This window comes from Plantibacter sp. CFBP 8804 (assembly GCF_014841225.1).
GTDB classification, from domain to species: Bacteria; Actinomycetota; Actinomycetes; order Actinomycetales; family Microbacteriaceae; genus Plantibacter; species Plantibacter auratus.
Genome location: NZ_JACYTU010000016.1, coordinates 21754 through 44316, shown reverse-complemented (window position 1 = coordinate 44316; position 22563 = coordinate 21754). Strand labels below are relative to the sequence as shown.

Genomic DNA, 22563 nt, shown 5'->3' with positions numbered 1-22563 from the left:
CCGACTGCCCCGGGCGTCTGGCACTCTCCACAGATCGTCCGACCGCAACGCTGGCAGAGCACGAAGCTCTGTCGGTCGGGGTGGCGATAGCAGAAGTTGGCCGACGGATCCCGGGGCAGGGTCACGGTCTGTCCTCCGAGCGGGGCCTAGGCCTCGGAGATGGTGACGCTCTCGAGGACGACGGGCTCGATCGGCTTGTCGCCGGCACCGGTCGGGACGGCCTGGATGGCGTCGACGACCGCGCGGGACTCGGCGTCGGCGACCTCACCGAAGATGGTGTGCTTGCCCTGGAGCCACTGCGTGGGAACGGTGGTGATGAAGAACTGCGAACCGTTCGTGCCCTCGACGGCGCCCGTGATGGCGTTGCGGCGCTTGCCGGCGTTCGCCATGGCGAGGATGTAGGGCTCGTCGAAGTTGAGCTCCGGGTGGATCTCGTCGTCGAAGTTGTAGCCCGGGCCACCGGTGCCGGTTCCGAGCGGGTCGCCGCCCTGGATCATGAACGCCGGGATGATGCGGTGGAAGATGAGGTCGCTGTACAGCGCGTCGTTCCGGGTCTGGCCCGTCTTCGAGTCCGTCCACTCGCGCCCGCCGGTCGCCAGGTCGGTGAAGTTCTTGACCGTCTTAGGAGCGTGGTCCCCGAAGAGGTTGACCTTGATCTCACCGTGGTTGGTGTGCAACGTGGCGACTGCGGTGTGCTTTGACATACTCCCAATTCTTGCACAAGGGTTCGGGACTCTCGGATGGTATCCAGGGGTCTAAGTGGCAAGATGGAGGTTACGTTGTTGCCGCGATCATTGGAGATGACCACATGAGCCTGTCACGCAAGCGCCGGAAAGAGCTCAAGAAGCTCAAGGGTTCCGCTGCCGACCTCTGGGACTCCCAGCAGGATGTCCTGAACCACGCCAACGAAGTCGCTCGTGAGGTGAGCCGTCAGCTCGGGAACTTCTCGAAGGAGCAGGTGGTCCCCGTCGTGCGCGACACCTACGAGCACCGCGTCGTCCCGACGGTCGACCGGGGGATCAAGGTCTCCCGCAACGCCGTCGACGGCGTGCGCAAGGGCATCTCGGATGGCGTCGTCCCCGCTGTCGGTGGCGTCGTCGGTACGGTGCTGAGCATCGGCGACATCGCCAAGGACACCCGCGTGCAGGCGGCCCTCCGTCGCCTCCACGTCCCCGAGCAGGTGCTGCCCGCCAAGAAGGGCGCGAGCGCCGGTACCGTCATCGCGATCGGCCTCGGCGTCCTCGCCGCTGCCGGTGTCGCCTACGCCGTCTGGCAGACGTTCCGCGCAGACGACGAGCTGTGGGTCTCCGACGAGGAGCCTGCCGCTTCCTGATCTCGCTTCGCACGACGCAGCCCCTCGCCGGTTCCGACCGGGGAGGGGCTTCGTGTTGTGACGGCTGTGCTCAGATGAGGCCGGCGAAGCGTCGTCCGACGTCGACGAGGCTGACGCGGTCGAGTGAGCCGACCTCCTCGAGCGGGTACCACGCGGCGTAGTCGGTGCTGCCGTCGGCCTCGTAGGTCAGCGTGCCGCCGGTGAGGTGCGCCCGGTAGACGATGCGCAGCGTGTGGAGCGGCCCGGTGGCCGTCGTGCTGAGGCGACGCTCCGCCGGCACGACCTGCGAGTCGACGCCGATCAGGTCGTCGAGCTCGGCGTGGTAGCCGGTCTCCTCGAACACCTCGCGGACCGCAGCATCGGCCGGGTCCTCACCGGGGTCGATCCCGCCGCCCGGGAGCGTCCATCCGCTGTGTCCGCTCTCGTTCCAGTGGGAGAGGAGCATGCCCCGTTCGTCGACGATGACGGCATATGCAGCGACGCGGATATCCATGCCGCCAGCCTAACCGCCGGTCCCCGCGACAACGGAGAACGCCCCCGGCGTCTGCCGAGGGCGTTTCTGGACTGTGGAGCCTGGGAGAATCGAACTCCCGACATCCTGCTTGCAAAGCAGGCGCTCTACCAACTGAGCTAAGGCCCCGGATGGAGCAGATCCGGGGATCCGATCCAATCGGTGTGTTACTGGTCGTGCAGGGTGGGGCTACCAGGACTTGAACCTGGGACCTCTTCGTTATCAGCGAAGCGCTCTAACCGCCTGAGCTATAGCCCCGTTTTGAACCTTGTTGAGACTACCCGATTCCCGCCGCAACTCATAATCGAGCGGCGCCGCACGGGGCGGCGCCGACCCGAAGGAGCGTCAGTTGTTGGTGAACCCGACGAGGAGGCCACCCGTGATCTTCACGCTGAGGTTGTAGAGCCCCGCGAGAAGGGCTCCCATCAGCGTGATGACGATGAGGTTGAGCAGCGCCACGATGCCGGCGAAGGCCATGACCTGCGGCAGGTTGACGTACTGGAGGATGTTGTTCCCCGGGCCGGCGATGTCGGTGAACAGGCCACCGACCTTCGTGAAGACACCGGTGGTGTTGAGCACCGTGTAGACGAGGAAGAAGAACACCACGATGACCACGGCGACCGCGATCGCCGCCAGGAACGACAGCTTCACCGCCGACCAGAAGTCGATGTACACCAGCTTCAGGCGCACCTGCTTGGTGCTGGTGCGTTTGGTCGACTTCTTGGCCAACTTCTCTGCGACGCTACTGCTCATCTACTTCTTCCTTCATCGCCGGAGTCTCGTCCGGCACGGATGCCTCGGGTTCTGCACCCTCCGTGGCGGCTGCGTCTGCAACCGTCTCCGGAACATCCTGGGTCTCAAGGTTTCGGTCACTGTTCTTGGCCAGCGCGATGATTCGGTCGCTCTCCGCGAAACGTGCGAAGACGACGCCCATCGTGTCGCGCCCCTTCGCTGGAACTTCGGCCACGGCAGACCTTACCACCTTGCCACTGGCAAGAACCACAAGGACCTCGTCGCTCTCGTCGACGATCAACGCGCCCGCGAGCGTGCCTCGATCGTCGTTCAGCTTGGCCACCTTGATGCCCAGACCGCCGCGGTTCTGGCCGCGGTACTGGTCGATGTTGGTGCGCTTCGCGTAGCCGCCCTCGGTCACGACGAAGACGAACGCCTCGCGTTCCTCACCCTCGACTGACGGCAGCACCGACGCCGAGAGCAGCTTGTCGTCGTCGCGGAAGTGCATGCCGATCACGCCGCTCGTCGCTCGTCCCATCGGCCGCAGGGTCTCGTCGCTCGCCGTGAAGCGGATCGACATACCCTTGCGGGACACCAGCAGGACGTCGCTGTCGTTCTCCACGAGCAGTGCGGAGGTGAGCTCGTCGCCCTCGCGCAGGTTGATCGCGATGATGCCGCCCGAGCGGTTCGTGTCGTACTCCGAGAGCGCCGTCTTCTTGACGAGGCCGTCGTGTGTCGCGAGGACCAGGTACGTCGCGGCCTCGTAGTCGCGGATGTCGAGGATCTCGGCGATCTCCTCATCCGGCTGCATGGCGAGCAGGTTGGCGACGTGCTGGCCCTTGGCGTCGCGGCCGGCCTCCTGCAACTCGTAGGCCTTCGCGCGGTACACGCGGCCCTTCGTGGTGAAGAAGAGGAGCCAGTGGTGCGTCGTCGTCACGAAGAAGTGGTCGACCACGTCGTCCGCGCGCAGCTGGGCACCCTTGACACCCTTGCCACCGCGGTGCTGCTGACGGTAGTTGTCGCTCCGCGTGCGCTTGATGTACCCGCCGCGGGTGACGGTGATGACCATCTCCTCTTCGGGGATCAGGTCTTCCATGTTCATGTCGCCGTCGAAGCCGAACATGATCTCGGTGCGGCGGTCGTCGCCGTACTTGTCGACGATCGCGGTCAGTTCCTCGCTGACGATCTCACGCTGGCGGACCGGCTTCGCGAGGATGTCCTTGAGGTCGGCGATCTGCGCTTCGATCTCGGCGGCCTCGTCGATGATCTTCTGACGCTCGAGGGCGGCGAGACGACGCAGCTGCATGTCGAGGATCGCGCTGGCCTGGAGCTCGTCGATCTCGAGGAGGTCCATGAGGCCCGTGCGCGCCTCGTCGGCGGACGGCGAACGGCGGATGAGCGCGATGACCTCGTCCAGGGCGTCGAGCGCCTTCAGGTAGCCGCGGAGGATGTGTGCGCGCTCCTCCTTCTTGCGGAGTCGGAACACGGTGCGGCGGACGATGACCTCGACCTGGTGCGTCACCCAGTTGGTGATGAACCCGTCGAGCGGCAGCGTGCGCGGGATGCCGTCGACGATCGCGAGCATGTTCGCGCCGAAGTTGTCCTGCAGCTGCGTGTGCTTGTAGAGGTTGTTGAGGACGACCTTCGCGACCGCATCGCGCTTCAGCACGATGACGAGCCGCTGGCCGGTGCGACCGGAGGTCTCGTCGCGGATGTCGGCGACGCCGCCGAGACGGCCCTCCTTGACGAGGTCGGCGATCTTCAGCGCGAGGTTGTCGGGGTTCACCTGGTACGGGAGCTCGGTGACGACGAGGCAGGTCCGGCCCTGGATCTCCTCGACGTTCACGACGGCCCGCATGGTGATGGAACCGCGACCCGTGCGGTAGGCGTCCTGGATGCCCTTGATACCGAGGATCTGCGCGCCGGTCGGGAAGTCCGGCCCCTTGATGCGCTGCATGAGCGCCTCGAGGAGCTCTTCCCGGCTGGCCTCGGGGTTCGCCAGGTGCCACAGGGCACCGTCGGCGACCTCGCGGAGGTTGTGCGGCGGGATGTTCGTGGCCATGCCGACCGCGATGCCGACGGAACCGTTGACGAGGAGGTTCGGGAAGCGCGCCGGCAGGACGACCGGCTCCTGGGACTCGCCGTCGTAGTTGGGCTGGAAGTCGACGGTCTCCTCGTCGATGTCGCGCACCATCTCCATGGCGAGTGGGGCCATCTTCGTCTCGGTGTACCGAGGGGCGGCCGCGCCGTCGTTGCCCGGTGAGCCGAAGTTGCCCTGGCCGAGCGCCAACGGGTACCGAAGGCTCCACGGCTGGACGAGGCGGACGAGCGCGTCGTAGATGGCCGTGTCGCCGTGCGGGTGGAACTGACCCATGACGTCGCCGACGACGCGCGCGCACTTGGAGAACGAGCGGTCGGGGCGGTAGCCGCCGTCGTACATCGCGTAGATCACGCGGCGGTGGACGGGCTTCAGACCGTCGCGGACGTCGGGCAGGGCGCGGCCGACGATGACGCTCATCGCGTAGTCGAGGTAGCTGCGCTGCATCTCGAGCTGCAGGTCGACCTGGTCGATCCGTCCGTGCACGCCGTGGTCCTCGTCCGGGACCGTGATCTCGTCGTTGGTTTCGTCTGCCATGTGTCTACTGACTCTTTCGATTGCGGAGCTGAACGATCTTCGCTCCCCGAGCTTGTCGAGGGGCTATGTCGGGGCCGGACGGTCCTCGAGGCTGTCGCACTTCGACAAGCTCAGTGACCGGGCCGGCTAGATGTCGAGGAAGCGGACGTCTTTCGCGTTCTTCTGGATGAAGGTCCGGCGGGACTCCACGTCCTCGCCCATGAGCGTGGAGAAGATCTCATCGGCAGCCGCGGCGTCGTCGAGGGTGACCTGGAGGAGCGTCCGCGTCTGCGGGTCCATCGTGGTCTCCCACAACTCCTTGTAGTTCATCTCGCCGAGACCCTTGTAGCGCTGGATCCCGTTCTCCTTCGGGATGCGCTTGCCCGAGGCGACACCGTCGGTGAGGAGGGCGTCGCGTTCGCGGTCGCTGTACACGTACTGGTGGTCGGCGTTCGACCACTTCAGGCGGTAGAGCGGCGGCTGCGCGAGGTACACGTATCCGAGGTCGACGAGCGGGCGCATGTAGCGGAACAGGAGGGTCAGCAGCAGCGTCGTGATGTGCTGGCCGTCGACATCGGCATCGGCCATGAGCACGATCTTGTGGTACCGCACCTTGTCGGGGTTGAAGTCCTCACCGATGCCGGCACCGAAGGCCGTGATCATGGCCTGGACCTCGTTGTTCGCGAGCGCGCGGTCGAGGCGTGCCTTCTCGACGTTGAGGATCTTGCCACGGAGCGGGAGGATCGCCTGGGTCTCCGGGTTGCGCCCCTGCACGGCGGAGCCGCCTGCGGAGTCACCCTCGACGATGAAGATCTCGGACAGCGACGGGTCCTTCGACTGGCAGTCCTTGAGCTTGCCGGGCATGCCGCCACCCTCGAGGAGGCCCTTGCGACGGGCCGTCTCGCGGGCCTTGCGGGCGGCGAGACGAGCGGTCGCGGCCTGCAGCGCCTTCCGGATGATCTCCTTGGCCTGGTTCGGGTTGCGGTCGAACCAGTCGTTGAGCTGCTCGCTGACGACCTTCTGCACGAACGCCTTCGCCTCGGTGTTGCCGAGCTTGGTCTTCGTCTGGCCCTCGAACTGCGGCTCGGAGAGCTTCACGGAGATGACGGCGGTGAGGCCCTCGCGGACGTCGTCGCCGGAGAGGTTGTCGTCCTTCTCCTTGAGGATGCCCTTCTCACGTGCGTAGCGGTTCACGAGCGTGGTGAGCGCCGCGCGGAACCCTTCTTCGTGGGTGCCACCCTCGTGCGTGTTGATCGTGTTCGCGTAGGTGTGGACGCTCTCGTTGTACGCCGTCGTCCACTGCATCGCGACCTCGAGCGCGATCTTGCGCTCGGTGTTCTCCGACTCGAAGGAGATGATCTCGTCGTGGACGAGCTCGGCACGCTTGGCCTTGTTCAGGTACTCGACGTAGTCCTCGAGACCGCGCTCGTAGAAGAAGACGTCCTTGCGCTGCGAGTGTGCCGCCGAGTTGTCGTCGACGTCGTCGGCCTCGATGGCGTCGCGCAACGGACGCTCGTCGGCGAGCTCGATGCGGAGGCCCTTGTTGAGGAAGGCCATCTGCTGGAAGCGGGTCCGGAGCGTCTCGTAGTCGAACTCCGTCGTCTCGAACGTCTCGGCGGACGGCCAGAAGGTGATCGTGGTGCCCGTCTCGGAGGACGGCTCGTCCTCGTGGAGCGGGGCGTCGGGGACACCGTGCTGGAAGCTCTGGCGCCAGACCGAACCCTGACGACGGACCTCGACGGAGAGGCGCGTGGACAGTGCGTTGACGACGGACGAACCGACGCCGTGGAGCCCACCGGAGACCGCGTACCCGCCGCCGCCGAACTTGCCGCCGGCGTGCAGGATGGTCAGGACGACCTCGACGGTCGACTTCTTCTCCACCGGGTGGATGTCGACCGGGATGCCTCGACCGTTGTCGATGACGCGGACGCCGCCGTCCTCCAGGATGGTCACGAGGATCGTGTCGCAGTAGCCGGCGAGGGCCTCGTCCACGGAGTTGTCGACGATCTCGTAGACCAGGTGGTGCAGACCACGTGGACCGGTGGACCCGATGTACATACCGGGCCGCTTCCGGACGGCTTCGAGACCTTCGAGAACCTGGATGGCACTTGCGCCGTAATCAGAGTCTTGGGCGTGCGTGTTGGGTTCTGATGTCATAGGAAAAGAGGGCTCCAAACCGTCGAGATTCGACCGTTCCATCCTACCAAACAGACCCCGTGAAGCCGCGAGAAAACGCCCGTTTGAGGCACTTTTCCATGCCCGGAGGCCGTATTTGCCTCCCTAGCCGTAAGTATCGCGTGGACCACGCCCTGGGATCGACCTGGGGCCTCTTTTCCAGGAGGGTGCTCCGGGGCCCTGGAAACGGATCGTGTCGACACCGGCGTCGGGATAGCGTTCGGCGATGCGGACGAGGATCTCATGGCGCATGTGCCGGAGTTGCGTCGCCCAGGCCGTGGACTGGCATTGGACGATCAGGACGCCGTCCGCGATCGACACCGGTTCGGAGTATCTGGCGGTGTCCTCGCCGCACAACTCCGCCCAGTTCCCGAGGACCTCGTGCTGGGCGAGCGGCGAGTTCCACCCGAGTCCGGCGGTCAGTGAATCGATGACCGTCCCGAGGCCCTTCGGGTCGCGACCGACACCGTACGGCACCGAGTCCTGCGGCCCCTCGGCCGAGCGTTCCCGACGCTTGCGATCACGGGAGATCCGCTCGCCGCCGAAGATCTCCTTGAACCGGAGGTACACCGTGGCGGAGAGTTCCCCCGCCGGGTCGGCATCCCGTCCGAGTCGCCGCGGCTCAGTCATGCGTCGACTCCGCGGGGAGTGGCTCGTGCTGCGCGGGACCGCCCGCCTCGTCCGGACCGTCCACGATCCGTCCGGCCTCGATGCGCACGACGTGCGCGGTGAACCGTTCGGGGACGTCGTCGAACACCGCCGCGGTGATGATGACCTGGTCGTACTCCGCGACCGCGGCCGCGAGGCGTTCCCGGCGACGCGAATCGAGCTCGGCGAAGACGTCGTCGAGGATGAGCACCGGATCACCGAGGGACGAGTCGGCGCGGAGGAGCTCGGCTGAGGCGAGTTTGGCGGCGAGTGCGAACGACCACGATTCACCGTGGCTCGCGTAGCCCTTGACCGGCAACCCGTTGAGACCGAAGAACACGTCGTCGCGGTGCGGTCCGACGAGCGTCAGGCCCCGCTCGAGTTCGGCCGACCGACGCTGCGCGAGCGCCGCACGGAACCGTTCCGCGATGCGCGCCAGATCGACGGGCGCGCCTGGCTCCACGCCCTCCGTCGGATCGGCGGCTGCCGACTCATCCTCGGCATCGGTCCCGGCGATGCTGAGCACGGGCAGGAGGACCGGTCGGTGATCGTCTCCGGCCACGGCTTCGTACGCGGCACGCAGTGGCCCACCGAGCATGGCCAGGAGTTGCAGACGTTCGGCGATGATCTCCGTGCCGTACTGCACGAGTCGATCGTCCCAGAGGTCGAGCGTGGCCAGGGGCCCGGACTTCAGCCCACGCGCCCTCGCCGATTTGAGGAGGGAGTTCCGCTGTTTCAGGGAGCGGTCGTAGTCGGCCATCACCCCGGCCAGGCGGGGGATCCGCTGCACGAGGAGCTGGTCGATGAACCGCCGGCGCGCCGACGGGTCGCCGCGGACGATCAAGAGGTCTTCCGGGGCGAACAGCACGGTGGACACGTACCTCGGCAGTTCGCGCGGCTTGATCTGGGACCGGTTCACCTGCGCGCGGTTGGCCGAACCCCGGTTGAGCTGCACCTCGGCGAGCAGCTCACGACCGTCGTGCACGATGCGGGCCCTGATGATCGCTGCGTCGGCACCGTGTCGGATGAGCGCCTGTTCGGAGGAGACCCGATGGGAACCGAGGCTGCTGAGGTATCCGATCGCCTCGACGAGGTTGGTCTTGCCCTGGCCGTTTCGGCCGACGAACAGATTGGGTCCGGGTTCGAGCGCCACGTCGACCACCGCGTAGTTGCGGTAGTCGGTGAGATTCAAGTGCCGCACGATCACCACGTCACCCTACCGCCTCGCCCTGACGCCGAACGGGTCGGGGCGCCTTCGGACGTCCGAACGCGGCCGGCACGACGACGCAGGGTGAACGAAATCGACCCTCCAGCGGAGCGGAAGGCTCCGGGAGGGTCGATTTCGTTCGTCAGGAGACGTCGTGTCGTCAGTCGTCGGCCTTCTTGACCGCGTGTCCGCCGAACTGGTTGCGGAGTGCGGCGACCGCCTTCATGGCCGGCGAGTCCTCCTGGCGCGACACGAAGCGGGCGAAGATCGATGCCGAGATGGTCGGGACGGGCACCGCGTTCGCGATGGCCTCCTCGATCGTCCAGCGGCCCTCGCCCGAGTCCTCGACGTAGCCCTCGATCTGCTCGAAGTCCGGGTCCTCCTCGAGGGCACGGACGAGCAGCTCGAGCAGCCAAGACCGCACGACGGTGCCGCGCTGCCAGGCCTTGAAGGTGCCGGGGACGTCCTTGATGATGTCCTCGCGCTTGTCGAGGAGCTCGAAGCCCTCGGCGTACGCCTGCATGAGCGCGTACTCGATGCCGTTGTGCACCATCTTCGCGTAGTGACCGGCGCCGACTTCTCCGACGTGGACGAAGCCCTCATCGCGCGGGCCTTCAGGACGCAGGGCGTCGAAGACGGGCATGACCCGCTCAACCTGCTCCTTGGAACCGCCGACCATGAGGCCGTAGCCGTTGTCGACACCCCAGACGCCGCCGGAGACGCCGGCGTCGATGTAGTCGATGCCCTTCGCCGACAGCAGTTCAGCGTGCTTGAAGTCGTCCGTGAAGCGGCTGTTACCGCCGTCGATGATCAGGTCGCCGGCCTCGAGCAGGCCGTTCAGCTCCTCGACGACGGAGTCGGTGATGGCCCCGGCGGGGACCATGACCCAGACCGTGCGAGGTGCCGGGAGCGCAGCGACGAGGTCGCTGATCGTCGCGACGTCGGTGACATCGGGGTTCCGGTCGAAACCGGTGACCTCGATGCCGTTCGCACGCAGACGCGTGCGCATGTTGTTGCCCATCTTGCCGAGACCGACGAGACCGATGTGCATGGTGGATCCTTTGCGTGTCAGCGCAGCAGCAGGTTCGGCTGCAGCAGGTACTTGTAGCTGTCGGCACCCGGCTGATCCTTGGAGGATTGGCTCGTGATGAGCATGGGTCCCGGCTTGTTCGTGTTCTCCGTCTTCGTGAACGAGAACCGCACGTACTCGCTCCGGACCGCGGTCAGACCGTCGATCAGGAACTGCGGCTTGAGGGAGAGCACGATGTCGTCGCCGGTGAGTAGGGCGTCGATGCCCTCGGATGCCTGCGCCTGCTCGGATCCGACGGCTTCGAGCGTGAGGCCGTCGATGGTGAAGGTGAAGCGGAGGGCCGCTTCGCGCTCGAGGACGAGCGACATACGCCTGGTCGCCTCGATGAGTTCCGCGGTGTTGATGATCGCGTAGTTGTCGGTCGTCTCGGGGAAGAGCCGCTTGACCGGCGGGAAGTTGCCCTTGATCAGCAGCGAGGTGACCGTCTTGCGGTCGGCCCGGAACGCGATGAGCTCGCGGTCGTCACGATTCGTGATCGCGACGTTGATGTTGCCGCTGTGGCCGAAGGTCTTGCCGACCTCCTGGAGCGTGCGGGCCGGCACGAGGGCGGTGATCGTCTCGCTGGAACCGTCGCCCTGGCCCGAGTCCCAGTCGATCTCGCGGACCGCGACGCGGTAGCGGTCGGTCGCGACGAGGCTGAGGCTCGTCTTGGAGACCTCGAGCTGCACGCCGGTGATGACCGGGGTCACGTCGTCGCGGCTTGCGGCTACGGCGACCTGGCTCACTGCGGTGGCGAACTCATCGGCAGGCACGAGGCCGAAGTCGGCGTCGACCTGAGGGATCGTCGGGTACTCCTCGACGGGCATCGATCCGAGCGTGAACCGGGCAGAACCACAGGTGACCTCGATGCGGTTCTCGACCTTGCTGAACCGGACGGGCGCGTTCGGAAGGCGGCTGGCGATCTCCGAGAGCAGCCGACCGTTGACGAGTGCCGTGCCGGCCTCCTCGACCTCGGCCGCGATGCCGGTCTGGCTGGAGACCTCGTAGTCGAAGGAGGACAGGATGAGACCGTCGTCACCGGCTTCGATGAGGATGCCGTTGAGGATCGGCAGCGTCGGGCGCTGCGGGAGCAGCTTCACTGCGAACGAGACGGCTTCGCTGAATACATCCCGGTTGACGCTGAATCGCACGACAAGTCCCCTGTCTCTGGCTCTCGATGACGTCACCAATGCTAGTGGGTCTGCTTCCGGGGTCGAGTGGGACGAGGAGCTGTGGAGAAGCAAGCCTGGGGAAAGGTTATTTGGCGGAGAGATCATTGAATTAACGGTTAACAGTCTTAACCGGTGTGGAAACTGTGGATAAGTCCGCCGAACCCGCTCGAACACAGGGAACTACATGTGTGTAACTTGGTGGCAGCCTGTGGAGAGAACGACGCGAGGGTGTGGGACGCGGAGGCGGGTGAACGGTGTTCACTCACAAGCGTGCCCGGAGCTTCCACATCCCTCCACAGGTTATCCACAGGGCTGCGAGGCCGGAATGTGGACAGATCGGACGCGGATCATGTCGTCGAATGAGCGCTCGTCGTCGCCTGATGAACGAAATCGGCCCCTTGAGCGCACCGAGTGCGTCGAGGGGCCGGAAACGTTCATCAGGACGCCTCAGGCGCCGTAGCGGTTCCCCGGTCCCCGAGCCTGTCGAGGGCCCTTCGACAAGCTCAGTGACCGAGTGAGGCTCAGTGAGCGAACAGGGGTCAGGCGCCGTAGCGGAGGTTCTGCTTGATGCGGCTCGTGAGCTCGGTCACCTGGTTGTAGATCGAGCGCTTCTCCTGCATGAGGTCGGTGATCTTCCGGTTGGCGTACATGACCGTCGTGTGGTCCCGGTTGCCGAACAGCTGACCGATCTTCGGGAGCGAGAGGTTCGTGAGCTCGCGACAGAGGTACATCGCGATCTGCCGCGCCGTCGCCACGGCCTGCGACCGACTCGAGCCGTACAGGTCGTCGACCGAGAGCTTGAAGTAGTCGGCCGTGGTGTTGATGATGTCGATCGGCGAGATGACGTTGTCGTCGTCGAGGCTGATGACGTCCTTCAGCACCGTCTGGGCCAGCGTCATGTCGACAGCGGTCCGGTTCAGGCTCGCGAACGCGACGACCCGGATGAGCGTGCCCTCCAGCTCACGGATGTTGCTCGACACCTTGGTGGCGATGAACTCGAGGACCTCGTCCGGGATGTGCAGCTTCTCGTTCTGCGCCTTCTTGCGCAGGATCGCGATGCGGGTCTCGAGGTCGGGAGCCTGGACGTCGGTGATGAGTCCCCACTCGAAGCGTGAACGCATCCGCTCTTCGAAGCCGGTGAGTGCCTTCGGCGGCAGGTCGCTGGTGATGACCACCTGCTTGTTGTGATCGTGGAGGGTGTTGAAGGTGTGGAAGAACGCCTCCTGCGTCTCCGCCTTGCCCTGGAGGAACTGGATGTCGTCGATCAGCAGGATGTCGATGTCGCGGTACCGCGACTGGAAGAACGAGCCGCGGTTGTTGGCGATCGAGTTGATGAAGTCGTTCGTGAACTCCTCGCTGGACACGTACCGGACGCGGATCCCCGCGTAGAGGTTCATCGCGTAGTGGCCGATGGCGTGGAGGAGGTGGGTCTTGCCGAGCCCGGAGTCGCCGTACACGAACAGCGGGTTGTAGGCCTTGGCCGGCGCTTCAGCCACGGCCACCGCGGCCGCGTGCGCGAACCGGTTGGACTGGCCGATGACGAAGTTGTCGAAGCTGTACTTCGGGTTGAGTCGGGTGTCGTTCTCGCGCGCCGGCAGCGTGGGCGTCGGGGTCAGCTGCGGCTGCGGTGACTCGAGCGGCGCCGGGTCGATGTGCTGGAAGCCGGTCTGCTCGTACCGTTCCTCGACGATGTCGGGGTTGACGACGATCGCGTAGTTGCCGACGGGACCGCCGTCGACGATGGACGCGAGTGCGGCGAGGATCGGTGCCCGCATGCGCTGGTTGAGCATGCCCATCGTGAACTCGTTGGGCACCTCCAGGTAGAAGGTGCCGCCCATGATGCCCTTGGGGACGATGAGGTTGAGGAACCCGCGGAGTGGCGGGGTGATGCGGTCGTCGACGGAGAGGATCTCGAGCACCGATTGCCAGGTCTCAGCGATCGCATCGTCGGCGTCCGACATAGTTCTCCCCACACATACTCACAGGTTCATCCACAGGCTCTCCCCTGAGTATTCGGGGCTGAGCGCGGTGCTATCCACACGCTGTGCATAACCCGAGGGCTTACGCTAACAACACGTCGCCCCAGTCCCAAATCACTGTACGGCCGCCCTGCGTGTCACTGCTACAATTTCTGAGAATCCTGTGGATAATCATTCGTTTGGGCGCCGCTGGTTTGACCTTCGCGCGAGTAGACCGTAGGTTTAATCAGTTGACTTCTGCCCACGGGCACCCTTCCGTACCCTGCTGCCACCTGTGCAGTGGTGGGTCATGATCCGGAGATCGTAATTATGAGCAAGAGAACCTTCCAGCCGAACAACCGTCGTCGCGCCAAGAAGCACGGCTTCCGTCTGCGCATGCGCACGCGTGCCGGCCGCGGCATCCTGTCGGCTCGTCGCGCCAAGGGCCGCACCGAACTCTCCGCGTAGAGCCGTCGTGCTCGAGCGTGCGAGCCGGATCACGTCCGGCGACGACTACCGAGGGGTAGTTCGTCGCGGGTCCCGGTTCGTCGGCGAGCACACGGTCACGTACGTACGCATGAACCCGAAGGGCGGACAGCCGCGCTTCGGGTTCATCGTTGCGAAAACGGTCGGAAACGCAGTGACCCGCAATCTCGTCAGACGTCGCTTGAAGGCCATCTGCCACGACAGCGTCGTTCACGCTGCCCGCGGCGCTGACGTGGTCATCCGTGCGCTGCCGTCTGCAGCGACGGCTCCGTTCGCCTCGCTCCATGCCGAGGTCGATCGAGCCTTCGCCAAACGCGGCGTCGTCGCCGAGGCTGCGGACGCGCACCGATGAACGGCGTCATCGCTGCCACCTGCCTCGCGCCCCGCAATGCTGCGGTGCTGGCGCTTCGCGGGTATCGCGCCGCGATCTCCCCGCTGTACGGCGACGTCTGCCGGTATTACCCCAGCTGTTCCGCGTACGCTCTGGGAGCGGTGCAGCAACACGGTGTCGTCGTCGGTTCGGCGATGGCAGCGGCGCGCATCGCGAGATGCCACCCCTGGGCAGCACCTCGTTTCGACGAGGTACCGCCCAAGAAGAACTTCCGGTACAGCGTCACTTCTCACGGATTTGTCGTGCAACCGAGCCACGGAAAGGGCTGACCCGCACCTATGGACATCATCGGCACAATTCTCTGGCCGCTCAAGTGGGCGGTCGAGCTGCTCCTCGTGGGCTGGCACCTGCTGTGGACGGCCATCGGACTCGACCCCGCGGCCGGTCTCACCTGGGTGCTCTCGATCGTCGGGCTCGTCCTGGTCGTCCGTGCGGCACTCATCCCGCTGTTCATCAAGCAGATCAAGAGCCAGCGCAAGATGCTTGAGATCGCGCCGCAGATGAAGAAGGTGCAGGAGAAGTACAAGGGCAAGCGCGACCAGGCCAGCCGTGAGGCGATGTCCCGCGAGACGATGGAGCTGTACAAGAAGCACGGCACCTCCCCCGTCAGCGGTTGTCTGCCGCTGCTCGTCCAGATGCCGATCTTCTTCGCCCTGTTCTCCGTGCTCAACGACGCCCAGAAGAGCAAGGCCGGCGTCGGTCCCCTGAACGAGACCCTCGCCGTGCAGTTCGGCGACGCGAACCTGTTCGGGATCGCTCCGCTGCACACGAGCATGCAGGCGGCACTCGCCGGCAACCCGGTCAACTGGGCGGTCGTCATCATCGCCGCCGTCATGGTCATCCTCATGTGCGCGTCGCAGTTCATCACGCAGCTGCAGATCGTGTCGAAGAACATGTCGGCCGAGACGAAGGCCAGCCCGCAGTTCAAGCAGCAGCGGATCCTCCTCTACATCCTGCCGTTCGTGTTCCTCTTCTCCGGCTTCGCCTTCCCGCTCGGCGTCATGTTCTACTGGCTGACGTCTAACGCGTGGACGATGGTGCAGCAGTTCCTCGTCATCCGGAACATGCCGACGCCTGGTTCCGACGCTGCGAAGGCTCGTGAGGAGCGTCTCGCGCGGAAGGGCAAGCTCATGACGCCGAACGGCGACGTCATCTCGATCTCCGAGGCGCCGGTACCCGAGAAGAAGACCCCGACGCAGCGCCAGCAGCCCATGGGCAAGGCGCGTGCGAAGAAGCAGCAGACCGACGGACGAGACAAGTAGGAGTATCGGTGACTGACCAGGAACTGGCCCCGGCCCAGGACGAAGCACCCACCATCACGCAGCTCGAAGAAGAGGGCGACGTCGCGGCGGACTACATCGAGGAGTTCCTCGACATCTGCGACATCGATGGCGACATCGACATCGATGCCCGCAATGGTCGTGCGTACGTGTCGATCGACTCCCCCACGGAGAGTAACCTACGTCTCCTGTCGCGTCCCGACACGGTCAACGCGCTGCAGGAGCTGACCCGCCTGGCTGTTCAGAACCGTACCGGTGGCTTCTCCCGGCTCATCCTCGACATCGGCGGATCCCGCGAGGCGCGCCAGCAGGAGCTCGGAGCGCTCGTGGAGCGAGCGGTCGAGCGCATCGAGGCCGGTTCCACCGAGGCGGCACTCCCCCCGATGTCGAGCTACGAGCGCAAGCTCGTCCACGACATCGTGTCGGCTCGCGGCTTCGTGTCCGAGTCGCACGGCGAAGGCCGCGACCGTCACACCGTCATCACCCGCGGCTGACGCGGCCTGATCGTTTCACGTGAAACTGCGATGACTGACGTGCCTGCAGGACTCGAACCGGAACCGGCGGAAGCTGCCGAGTTGTTCGGCGACCGGATCGATGTCGGTCGTGCCTTCGCCGCGAACCTGGCGGAGTTCGGAGAGCCACTCGGGCTCATCGGTCCCCTGGAGCTTCCGCGTCTCTGGACGCGCCACATCCTCAACAGCGTGATCGTGGCCCCGCTCCTTCGTCCCGGGCGAGTCGGCGACGTCGGCACAGGCGCGGGGCTGCCTGGACTGGTCCTCGCGATTGCGCGACCAGATGTCGAGTTTGTCCTCATCGAACCGATGGAACGTCGGGTCGCCTGGCTCAACGACCAGGTCGGCGTCCTCGGGCTCGAGAACGTCACCGTCGTGCGAGCGCGCGCTGAGGAGGTTCGCCTCGATGAGCCCCTCGACCAGGTGACCGCGCGGGCGGTCAGCGCATTGCGAAAGCTACTCCCCCTCACCGCTCCCCTGCTTCGCGACGGCGGAGAGCTGGTCCTCATGAAGGGTGCCGGCGCGCAGGCGGAAGTCGACGCCTCGGCGAAGGAGCTTCGCAAGTACCGGGTCTCCGGCGTCGAGGTTCGGACGCTTGGCGAGGGCGTTCTCGCGGAGCCGACCCGAGTGATCGTGGGAACCGTCCGCGGCTGAGGCCAGTCGGAGGCGCTCGGGCCGCCGTGAGGGTCACCGCAGAGGATATTCGCCGGTTTGTGAGCTCCCGGGAGAATGGCTCCTGACGAACCAACCCGCAAAGTGCGGCCGGTTCAGGGGTCCTGAGTTCGTCAGGAAGGATTCTCCGGTCCATTCGGACACGAATCTGGGGCGCTGGGCGGTCCGCATTCGAGTGTTTTCCGACATTTGCGAGCAGTGTTGCTCCTGGTATCTCATATATTTACCTCACGTGGTCTGTAGCCCCAGTCTCATGACGCGGCGCCTGCACCGCCATCGACCGGCAGCGATGCTCCGCGCTCCGGTGGTCGGGCACCCAGACGTCGATGCTGTGCGCCGTGGCCGGCCAGCTAGCTGCCCCTTCGGAGATGACGGACGAGTGCGGGTGGCAACCGTGGAGCTCCCAGCTTGGTGATCCGGTCGGACTTGTCAGGGATCTGTGGTCTTCGTTCGAATCCTGGGTGGGTCCGAGGCGTTCCTTGGTTGTAGGGAAGATGCGTCGCCCCGTCCCCGTCCCACAGGTTCAACGGACTCGCGGTGGTGCATCACGTGGCAGACGTTTCGTTGGAGACCTACTGCGAGATGCGCACTCCGCCAGTTCCTCAGGTGCCTGCGCGCCGACTGGCGCCCGACCGTGGGCAGGCTCATGTCCACCGGCGGGTCGGTGCTGGCTGAGGTGCTGGGTGAGCTGCTGGCCGGGAAGTAGAGGATGGTCGGCCTGTCGCTATCGCGTGCGTCGGAGGCGTCCAGTTCTTGAAGCTTCTGGGGCGCCGGACGGCGCTGTCATATCGGAGCACGCTTCTGCTGCTCGGAGCGCTCCTCCCGACCTGGCGGCGACCTGCGGTGCTTGGCGGCCATTCGGCGTGACGATGTGTCGAGATGCGGCGGCACTATGGAGCTCGTGCTCATGACTCCCGTGAGTTCGGGAGGAGGAGTACTTCCGAACCACGATGAGTGGCTCTGTGCCGAGATAGCCTCGGCGGAGGGCGCTTCCCGCCGGACGGGTGAGGTCGCGCGACGTTTCACGTGGAACGTAAGAGCGGTGTCACTCGCTTGAGCTCTTCGTTCTCACAAGCGGCTCCCGTCGAGCTGGAATCGTGTGACGCAGTCCACTCAGTGGATGCATGCCCGAGGCACACCCTCATGGCCGGACCGCAATGGTGCTCGATGTTTCACGTGGAACACGGCTGGCGGTCTGCTCCTGCGCGGCTGCAACGCGGTAGCGGAGACCAATTGCGGTTCAATGAGCGCAGCGCGCGGTCGCGGGCTTGGGCTGCGCTCGAGATCACACCCATCCGGTGCGTTGGTCCTGGCGGGAGTGTTTCACGTGAAACAGCAGCCGGGTACGACGGACCATGTGTGGGATGAGACCGGTTGCGCGGCACTTCGTCGCTACCGCTCCCCCAGTGTCGGATCAGACCAGTGAGGTGGATAGAGCGCTGTGGCCAAAGGCTGCAAAGGCACCTATCGATGTGAACCGCTCGGCGGCTCAGCGTGCACGGTGTCTAGGTTTCACGTGAAACGCTGGCGCGGACTCGTGCCAGACGTACAGCTCTCCACCACACGAGTGGGTGGAGATGGCGCCTGTGGATAACTCTGTGGACAGTTCTCGCGCGTGAGCGCAGGAACTGGTGATCCTCCGCGAAGAAGCGGGCCCCACCCCGCGTGCCACCGCACCGTGGTCAACTCACACCGGGGCAAGAGCCCGGACGTGCCAGACCCGGAGTGGGTCGTTCGGGTGCGAACTTCCGCGGAAAGACGCGGATCTCCACCTGATCACAGAGGAACCTCCCCCATGGTTGTCAATATGCGTCCGCCGGGCTCGTCTCGGGTTGATCTGATCAACGTCGATCTGCACGCCCGAGGCGCGCGCGGTTGCGTGGGATCGGGCAAACCGGTGCCCTGTGGATAACCCTGTGGAAGAAGGAGGGGGAGGTGTTCCTTCTGGGCACCATTCGGGGCGTTCGACGATCTGCGGGTGTCGCGAAACAGTGCTCGAGGGCCTCCGTGATTGCGCACTCCCCCGATCACTGTCGGAGATCGCTCCCCTGGCGTCAGCCCACGCTGGTACGGTTGAAGTACACGTTTCGAGCAAGAAGGTTTCACGTGAAACAACCCGAACCAACGCATTCCGCGGCTCCCGAGCGCGACTCCGTTGGTAGCGCCTTCGACGCGTCCACGCCGTTGGCTCGCGAGCTCCATCATCTGACTGAGAGGCGTAAAGCCTTGGCTCACGCAACCCTGCCGACGCCCGACCACACTCGGGTCTTCACGGTCTCCAACCAGAAGGGTGGAGTCGGTAAGACGACGACCACCGTCAACATCGGCGCCGCCCTCGCCCGTTCGGGCGCTCGTGTCCTCGTGATCGATCTGGATCCCCAGGGGAACGCGTCCACCGCACTCGGCGTTGAGCATCACTCGGATGTCCCGAGTGTCTACGACGTCCTGATCGACGACTTCCCCCTGGCCGATGTCGTCCAGCAGAGTCCCGAGTTTCCCACGCTGTTCTGCGCTCCCTCGACGATTCATCTCGCCGGTGCGGAAATCGAACTCGTGTCACAGGTTGCGCGTGAGCACCGACTCCGCACGGCGCTCGAACAGTTCATCCAGGACGCCGAAGAGCCGTTCCATTACGTCTTGATCGATTGCCCGCCGTCCCTCGGACTCCTGACGATCAATGCCTTCGTCGCGGCCAAGGAAGTCCTCATCCCCATCCAGTGCGAGTACTACGCGCTTGAGGGCTTGAGCCAGCTCCTCGGTAGCATCCAGCTAATCCAGCGGCACCTGAACCCAGGGCTCGCCGTCAGCACCATCCTCCTGACGATGTACGACGGTCGCACCAACCTTGCGCAGCAGGTGGCTCAAGACGTCCGAGACCACTTCACCGGGCAGGTCCTCGAGTCGGTCATCCCACGAGCGGTGCGCATCTCCGAAGCCCCCAGCTTCGGGCAGAGCGTCATCAGCTACGACCCCACGTCGCTCGGCGCAGTGTCTTATCTCGAAGCAGCGGCGGAGATCGCCAACCGATGGGCCGCAGGCTCCTCCGATACACCCGATACGAACCACCCTGAGGGAGTCAGTCACTGATGGCAACGAAACGAACTGGACTCGGTCGCGGGATCGGTGCACTCATTCCGACGACGAGTTCAGACTCGCAGGCGAACCGTCCCGTCGACGTCTTCTTCCCCGACAACCAGGGCACTGCCCGCAAGGCAGCGAAGGACGCGGCGACCGCCGCTGCGGACGCAGCAGCAGCAGAGGCGGCCGCAGCCGACGCCCCCACTGCACCGGACGCCGCTGCTACCACGGTAGATGGGCCGCAGCTCGTGGCCGTCCCCGGTGCTCGGCTGGCGTACCTCTCCCCCGAACTGATCGTGCCGAACGCCAACCAGCCGCGCACGGTCTTCGATGAGGACCACCTCGCTGAACTCGTCACGAGCATCCGTGAGGTCGGCGTCCTGCAGCCGATCGTGGTCCGTCCGATCCCTGGCGACGACGAGCGATACGAACTCATCATGGGTGAGCGGCGTCTTCGCGCCTCGAAGGAGGTGGGTTTCGAACGCATCCCTGCGATCATCAAGGACACCGCCGACGAGGACATGCTGCGCGATGCGCTGCTCGAGAACCTGCACCGATCCGAGCTGAATCCGCTCGAGGAGGCTTCTGCATACCAGCAGCTCTTGGCCGACTTCGGAATCACTCAGGACGAGCTTGCCAACCGCATCGGTCGGTCCCGCCCCCAGATCAGCAACACGATCCGCCTGCTCAAGCTCCCGGCGGCCGTGCAGCAGCGCGTTGCTGCCGGCGTGCTGAGCGCCGGACATGCTCGCGCCATCCTGTCGCTGACCGATCCTGAGGCCCAGCAGCGATTGGCCGACAAGATCGTGAACGAGGACCTGTCGGTTCGCGCGGCCGAGGCTGCTGCGGCTCAGGGCGTTCAGGCGAAGAAGCCGCGTCCGATCGCCGGATCTCGACGCGGGCAACTCGATGAGATCGCAGAGCGCCTCGGGGACCGCCTGAACACCCGCGTGAAGGTGACGCTCGGTGCGAAGAAGGGACAGATGGTCGTTGAGTTCGCGACCATCGCCGACCTCAACCGCATCCTGAGCGAGCTTGGCGAGTCCGGATTCGGTCAGTCTTCCTGACGCTGTTTCACGTGAAACATAGGCCGTTCGGCCGCGGGGTCCCGTACGCCCTTCGACAAGCTCAGGGACCAAGGCGGTGGGATCCGTGGATTGGCGGACGGTCACCCCATCTCGGCTACTGAGCCTGTCGAAGTGCCGCGCGCGTGCTCTGTGATTGATAAACCCTGATCAAAGCGATAATTCGGGATGTTTCACGTGAAACTCCTCGACAACGAAGAACCGCCCGACTCAGATGAGCCGGGCGGTTCCTTCGTTCAGAAAAACCTGATCAGGCGAGGAAAGCTGCGAGATCCTTCTCGAGTGCTGCCTTCGGCTTGGCGCCGATGACGGTCTGCACGACCTCGCCGCCCTTGAAGACCTTCATCGCGGGGATGGAGGTGATCTGGTACTTCATGGCCAGGTTCGGGTTCTCGTCGACGTTCAGCTTGAGAACGGTGATCTTGTCGCTGTTCTCGGAGCCGATCGTGTCGAGGATCGGGCCGACCGCGCGACACGGACCGCACCAGGCGGCCCAGAAGTCGACGAGGACGGGCTTGTCGCTGTTGATGACCAGTTCGTCGAACGTGGCCTCGGTGACTGCATCTGACATGAGTGTTCTCCTTCGTGGTGGCCAGGCCGACAGCCTGGCCGTCGATCAAACGGTGGTGGTGAGCACGGGGTCGGCCGGCTGCGGACGACCGGCCGTCTGTGCTTCGCCGATGGCCGACGCTTCCCCAGCAGCCTGCTCGAGGTCTGCGAGGTAGTGCTCCGCGTCGAGGGCGGCGATGGTGCCGCTGCCGGCCGCGGTGATGGCCTGTCGGTACGTGGGGTCGATGACGTCGCCCGCGGCGAAGACGCCGGGAAGGTTGGTCTTCGACGAGCGGCCCTTGACGGCGATCGTGCCCTCGGGGGCGAGCTCCAGCTGGCCGTGGATGAGGTGCGTACGCGGGTCGTTGCCGATCGCGATGAACAGGCCACCGAGCGGCAGGTGGGTCTCCGTGCCGTCAATGGTCGAGCGCAGGGTCACGCCGTCGACCGCGTCGGCACCGGTGATGCCGGCGACTTCGCTGTTCCAGATGAACTCGATCTTCTCGTTCGCGAACGCGCGGTCCTGCATGATCTTCGACGCGCGGAGGGTGTCCTTGCGGTGGATGACGTAGACCTTCGATGCGAACCGCGTGAGGAAGGTAGCCTCCTCCATGGCGCTGTCGCCGCCGCCGATGACCGCGATCGTCTTCTCCTTGAAGAAGAAGCCGTCGCAGGTGGCGCACCAGGACACACCGTGGCCGGAGAGCCGCTCTTCGTCGTGCAGACCGAGCTTGCGGTAGGCGGAGCCGGTGGCGAAGATCACGGTGTGCGCCTCGTGCACCTGTCCGTTGCCGAGGGTGACCGTCTTGACGTCGCCGTCGAGCTTCAGCTCGGTGACGTCGTCGTAGAGGACCTCGGTGCCGAAGCGCTCGGCCTGCTCCTGGAGCTTCATCATGAGCTCGGGGCCCTGGATGCCCTCGGGGAAGCCGGGGAAGTTCTCGATCTCGGTGGTGTTCATGAGCTCGCCGCCGGCCTCGACCGATGACGCGACGAGCAGCGGCTGCAGCGAGGCGCGGGCAGCGTAGATCGCCGCCGTGTAGCCGGCGGGTCCTGATCCGATGATGATGACCTGACGCACGATGCTCCTCAGT

Annotated in this window: 21 protein-coding genes, 2 tRNA genes and 1 pseudogene; 9 read left to right on the top strand and 15 right to left on the bottom strand. The window is 65.3% G+C overall.

Annotated elements, in window-relative coordinates; all coding sequences use genetic code 11:
- Positions 1-125, bottom strand: a pseudogene (locus tag IFU11_RS20415) (rhomboid family intramembrane serine protease); the annotation flags it as partial.
- A gap of 21 nt (positions 126-146) precedes the next feature.
- Positions 147-704, bottom strand: coding sequence for a peptidylprolyl isomerase (locus IFU11_RS17635; protein ID WP_064294028.1), 558 nt, complete (start codon positions 702-704; stop codon positions 147-149).
- A gap of 104 nt (positions 705-808) precedes the next feature.
- Here IFU11_RS17635 and IFU11_RS17630 point away from each other — a divergent pair, with 104 nt between their 5' ends.
- Positions 809-1333: a hypothetical protein gene (locus IFU11_RS17630; protein ID WP_079704327.1), complete on the top strand. Its 525-nt coding sequence runs from the start codon at positions 809-811 to the stop codon at positions 1331-1333.
- Positions 1334-1403: 70 nt separating this feature from the next.
- Here the strand turns inward: IFU11_RS17630 and IFU11_RS17625 are convergent, their stop codons facing one another.
- The 11 genes from IFU11_RS17625 to dnaA form a co-directional block, all read right to left on the bottom strand.
- A complete protein-coding gene (locus IFU11_RS17625) occupies positions 1404-1826 on the bottom strand; it encodes an NUDIX hydrolase (protein ID WP_079704326.1) in 423 nt (140 codons plus the stop codon).
- 74 nt (positions 1827-1900) lie between these two features.
- Positions 1901-1973 (bottom strand) — tRNA-Ala (locus tag IFU11_RS17620).
- A gap of 55 nt (positions 1974-2028) precedes the next feature.
- Positions 2029-2102: transfer RNA gene (locus IFU11_RS17615), tRNA-Ile, on the bottom strand.
- Between the two features lie 87 nt (positions 2103-2189).
- Positions 2190-2597 carry a DUF3566 domain-containing protein gene (locus IFU11_RS17610; RefSeq protein WP_056010202.1) on the bottom strand — a complete coding sequence of 136 codons (408 nt, stop codon included), beginning with the start codon at positions 2595-2597 and terminating at the stop codon, positions 2190-2192.
- Positions 2587-5211 (bottom strand): DNA gyrase subunit A, encoded by a 2625-nt coding sequence (gene gyrA, locus IFU11_RS17605; protein ID WP_079704324.1) that lies wholly within the window; start codon positions 5209-5211, stop codon positions 2587-2589. The genes IFU11_RS17610 and gyrA overlap by 11 nt, the downstream gene beginning before the upstream one ends.
- Before the next feature lie 126 nt (positions 5212-5337).
- Positions 5338-7347, bottom strand: coding sequence for a DNA topoisomerase (ATP-hydrolyzing) subunit B (gyrB, locus tag IFU11_RS17600; protein ID WP_064294034.1), 2010 nt, complete (start codon positions 7345-7347; stop codon positions 5338-5340).
- 123 nt (positions 7348-7470) lie between these two features.
- The gene (locus IFU11_RS17595) at positions 7471-7995 is read right to left on the bottom strand and encodes a DUF721 domain-containing protein (protein WP_192019791.1); all 525 of its coding nucleotides are present in this window, start codon (positions 7993-7995) and stop codon (positions 7471-7473) included.
- A complete protein-coding gene (gene recF, locus IFU11_RS17590) occupies positions 7988-9220 on the bottom strand; it encodes a DNA replication/repair protein RecF (protein ID WP_086473109.1) in 1233 nt (410 codons plus the stop codon). The genes IFU11_RS17595 and recF overlap by 8 nt, the downstream gene beginning before the upstream one ends.
- Before the next feature lie 160 nt (positions 9221-9380).
- Positions 9381-10271, bottom strand: a complete 891-nt coding sequence (gene gnd, locus IFU11_RS17585; protein WP_064294036.1) for a phosphogluconate dehydrogenase (NAD(+)-dependent, decarboxylating) — start codon at positions 10269-10271, stop codon at positions 9381-9383.
- A gap of 17 nt (positions 10272-10288) precedes the next feature.
- Entirely contained in the window at positions 10289-11440 is a 1152-nt protein-coding gene (gene dnaN, locus IFU11_RS17580) for a DNA polymerase III subunit beta (protein WP_064294037.1), read from the bottom strand.
- 560 nt (positions 11441-12000) lie between these two features.
- The gene (gene dnaA, locus IFU11_RS17575; protein ID WP_064294038.1) at positions 12001-13422 is read right to left on the bottom strand and encodes a chromosomal replication initiator protein DnaA; all 1422 of its coding nucleotides are present in this window, start codon (positions 13420-13422) and stop codon (positions 12001-12003) included.
- A gap of 327 nt (positions 13423-13749) precedes the next feature.
- Here dnaA and rpmH point away from each other — a divergent pair, with 327 nt between their 5' ends.
- The 8 genes from rpmH (at position 13750) to IFU11_RS17535 (ending at position 20905) form a co-directional block, all read left to right on the top strand.
- Positions 13750-13887, top strand: a complete 138-nt coding sequence (rpmH, locus tag IFU11_RS17570; protein WP_056010217.1) for a 50S ribosomal protein L34 — start codon at positions 13750-13752, stop codon at positions 13885-13887.
- Positions 13826-14257 carry a ribonuclease P protein component gene (rnpA, locus tag IFU11_RS17565; RefSeq protein WP_371742827.1) on the top strand — a complete coding sequence of 144 codons (432 nt, stop codon included), beginning with the start codon at positions 13826-13828 and terminating at the stop codon, positions 14255-14257. Before rpmH ends, rnpA begins: the two co-directional genes overlap by 62 nt.
- Complete coding sequence (gene yidD, locus IFU11_RS17560) at positions 14254-14565, top strand: membrane protein insertion efficiency factor YidD (RefSeq protein WP_192003999.1); 312 nt, start codon at positions 14254-14256, stop codon at positions 14563-14565. The genes rnpA and yidD overlap by 4 nt, the downstream gene beginning before the upstream one ends.
- A gap of 9 nt (positions 14566-14574) precedes the next feature.
- The gene (gene yidC, locus IFU11_RS17555) at positions 14575-15558 is read left to right on the top strand and encodes a membrane protein insertase YidC (protein WP_064294040.1); all 984 of its coding nucleotides are present in this window, start codon (positions 14575-14577) and stop codon (positions 15556-15558) included.
- An 8-nt stretch (positions 15559-15566) separates the two neighbouring features.
- Positions 15567-16070, top strand: a complete 504-nt coding sequence (locus IFU11_RS17550; protein ID WP_064294041.1) for a Jag family protein — start codon at positions 15567-15569, stop codon at positions 16068-16070.
- Positions 16071-16100: 30 nt separating this feature from the next.
- On the top strand, positions 16101-16742 hold the full coding sequence (gene rsmG, locus IFU11_RS17545; protein ID WP_192019790.1) for a 16S rRNA (guanine(527)-N(7))-methyltransferase RsmG: 642 nt from the start codon (positions 16101-16103) through the stop codon (positions 16740-16742).
- A 2202-nt stretch (positions 16743-18944) separates the two neighbouring features.
- A complete protein-coding gene (locus IFU11_RS17540; protein WP_305798169.1) occupies positions 18945-19847 on the top strand; it encodes a ParA family protein in 903 nt (300 codons plus the stop codon).
- On the top strand, positions 19847-20905 hold the full coding sequence (locus tag IFU11_RS17535; protein ID WP_192019788.1) for a ParB/RepB/Spo0J family partition protein: 1059 nt from the start codon (positions 19847-19849) through the stop codon (positions 20903-20905). The genes IFU11_RS17540 and IFU11_RS17535 overlap by 1 nt, the downstream gene beginning before the upstream one ends.
- 268 nt (positions 20906-21173) lie before the next feature.
- Here IFU11_RS17535 and trxA read toward each other — a convergent pair whose 3' ends face one another.
- Positions 21174-21494 (bottom strand): thioredoxin, encoded by a 321-nt coding sequence (gene trxA, locus IFU11_RS17530; protein WP_064294045.1) that lies wholly within the window; start codon positions 21492-21494, stop codon positions 21174-21176.
- Between the two features lie 45 nt (positions 21495-21539).
- Positions 21540-22550 (bottom strand): thioredoxin-disulfide reductase, encoded by a 1011-nt coding sequence (gene trxB, locus IFU11_RS17525; protein ID WP_138945715.1) that lies wholly within the window; start codon positions 22548-22550, stop codon positions 21540-21542.
- Positions 22551-22563: the final 13 nt, after the last annotated feature.

Bases quoted from the DNA above. Each gene is read 5' to 3' on its own strand.
- IFU11_RS17635 (WP_064294028.1), bottom strand. From the start codon at position 704: ATGTCAAAGCACACCGCAGTCGCCACGTTGCACACCAACCACGGTGAG.
- IFU11_RS17630 (WP_079704327.1), top strand. From the start codon at position 809: ATGAGCCTGTCACGCAAGCGCCGGAAAGAGCTCAAGAAGCTCAAGGGT.
- IFU11_RS17625 (WP_079704326.1), bottom strand. From the start codon at position 1,826: ATGGATATCCGCGTCGCTGCATATGCCGTCATCGTCGACGAACGGGGC.
- IFU11_RS17610 (WP_056010202.1), bottom strand. From the start codon at position 2,597: ATGAGCAGTAGCGTCGCAGAGAAGTTGGCCAAGAAGTCGACCAAACGC.
- gyrA (WP_079704324.1), bottom strand. From the start codon at position 5,211: ATGGCAGACGAAACCAACGACGAGATCACGGTCCCGGACGAGGACCAC.
- gyrB (WP_064294034.1), bottom strand. From the start codon at position 7,347: ATGACATCAGAACCCAACACGCACGCCCAAGACTCTGATTACGGCGCA.
- IFU11_RS17595 (WP_192019791.1), bottom strand. From the start codon at position 7,995: ATGACTGAGCCGCGGCGACTCGGACGGGATGCCGACCCGGCGGGGGAA.
- gnd (WP_064294036.1), bottom strand. From the start codon at position 10,271: ATGCACATCGGTCTCGTCGGTCTCGGCAAGATGGGCAACAACATGCGC.
- dnaA (WP_064294038.1), bottom strand. From the start codon at position 13,422: ATGTCGGACGCCGACGATGCGATCGCTGAGACCTGGCAATCGGTGCTC.
- rpmH (WP_056010217.1), top strand. From the start codon at position 13,750: ATGAGCAAGAGAACCTTCCAGCCGAACAACCGTCGTCGCGCCAAGAAG.
- yidD (WP_192003999.1), top strand. From the start codon at position 14,254: ATGAACGGCGTCATCGCTGCCACCTGCCTCGCGCCCCGCAATGCTGCG.
- yidC (WP_064294040.1), top strand. From the start codon at position 14,575: ATGGACATCATCGGCACAATTCTCTGGCCGCTCAAGTGGGCGGTCGAG.
- rsmG (WP_192019790.1), top strand. From the start codon at position 16,101: ATGACTGACGTGCCTGCAGGACTCGAACCGGAACCGGCGGAAGCTGCC.
- IFU11_RS17535 (WP_192019788.1), top strand. From the start codon at position 19,847: ATGGCAACGAAACGAACTGGACTCGGTCGCGGGATCGGTGCACTCATT.
- trxA (WP_064294045.1), bottom strand. From the start codon at position 21,494: ATGTCAGATGCAGTCACCGAGGCCACGTTCGACGAACTGGTCATCAAC.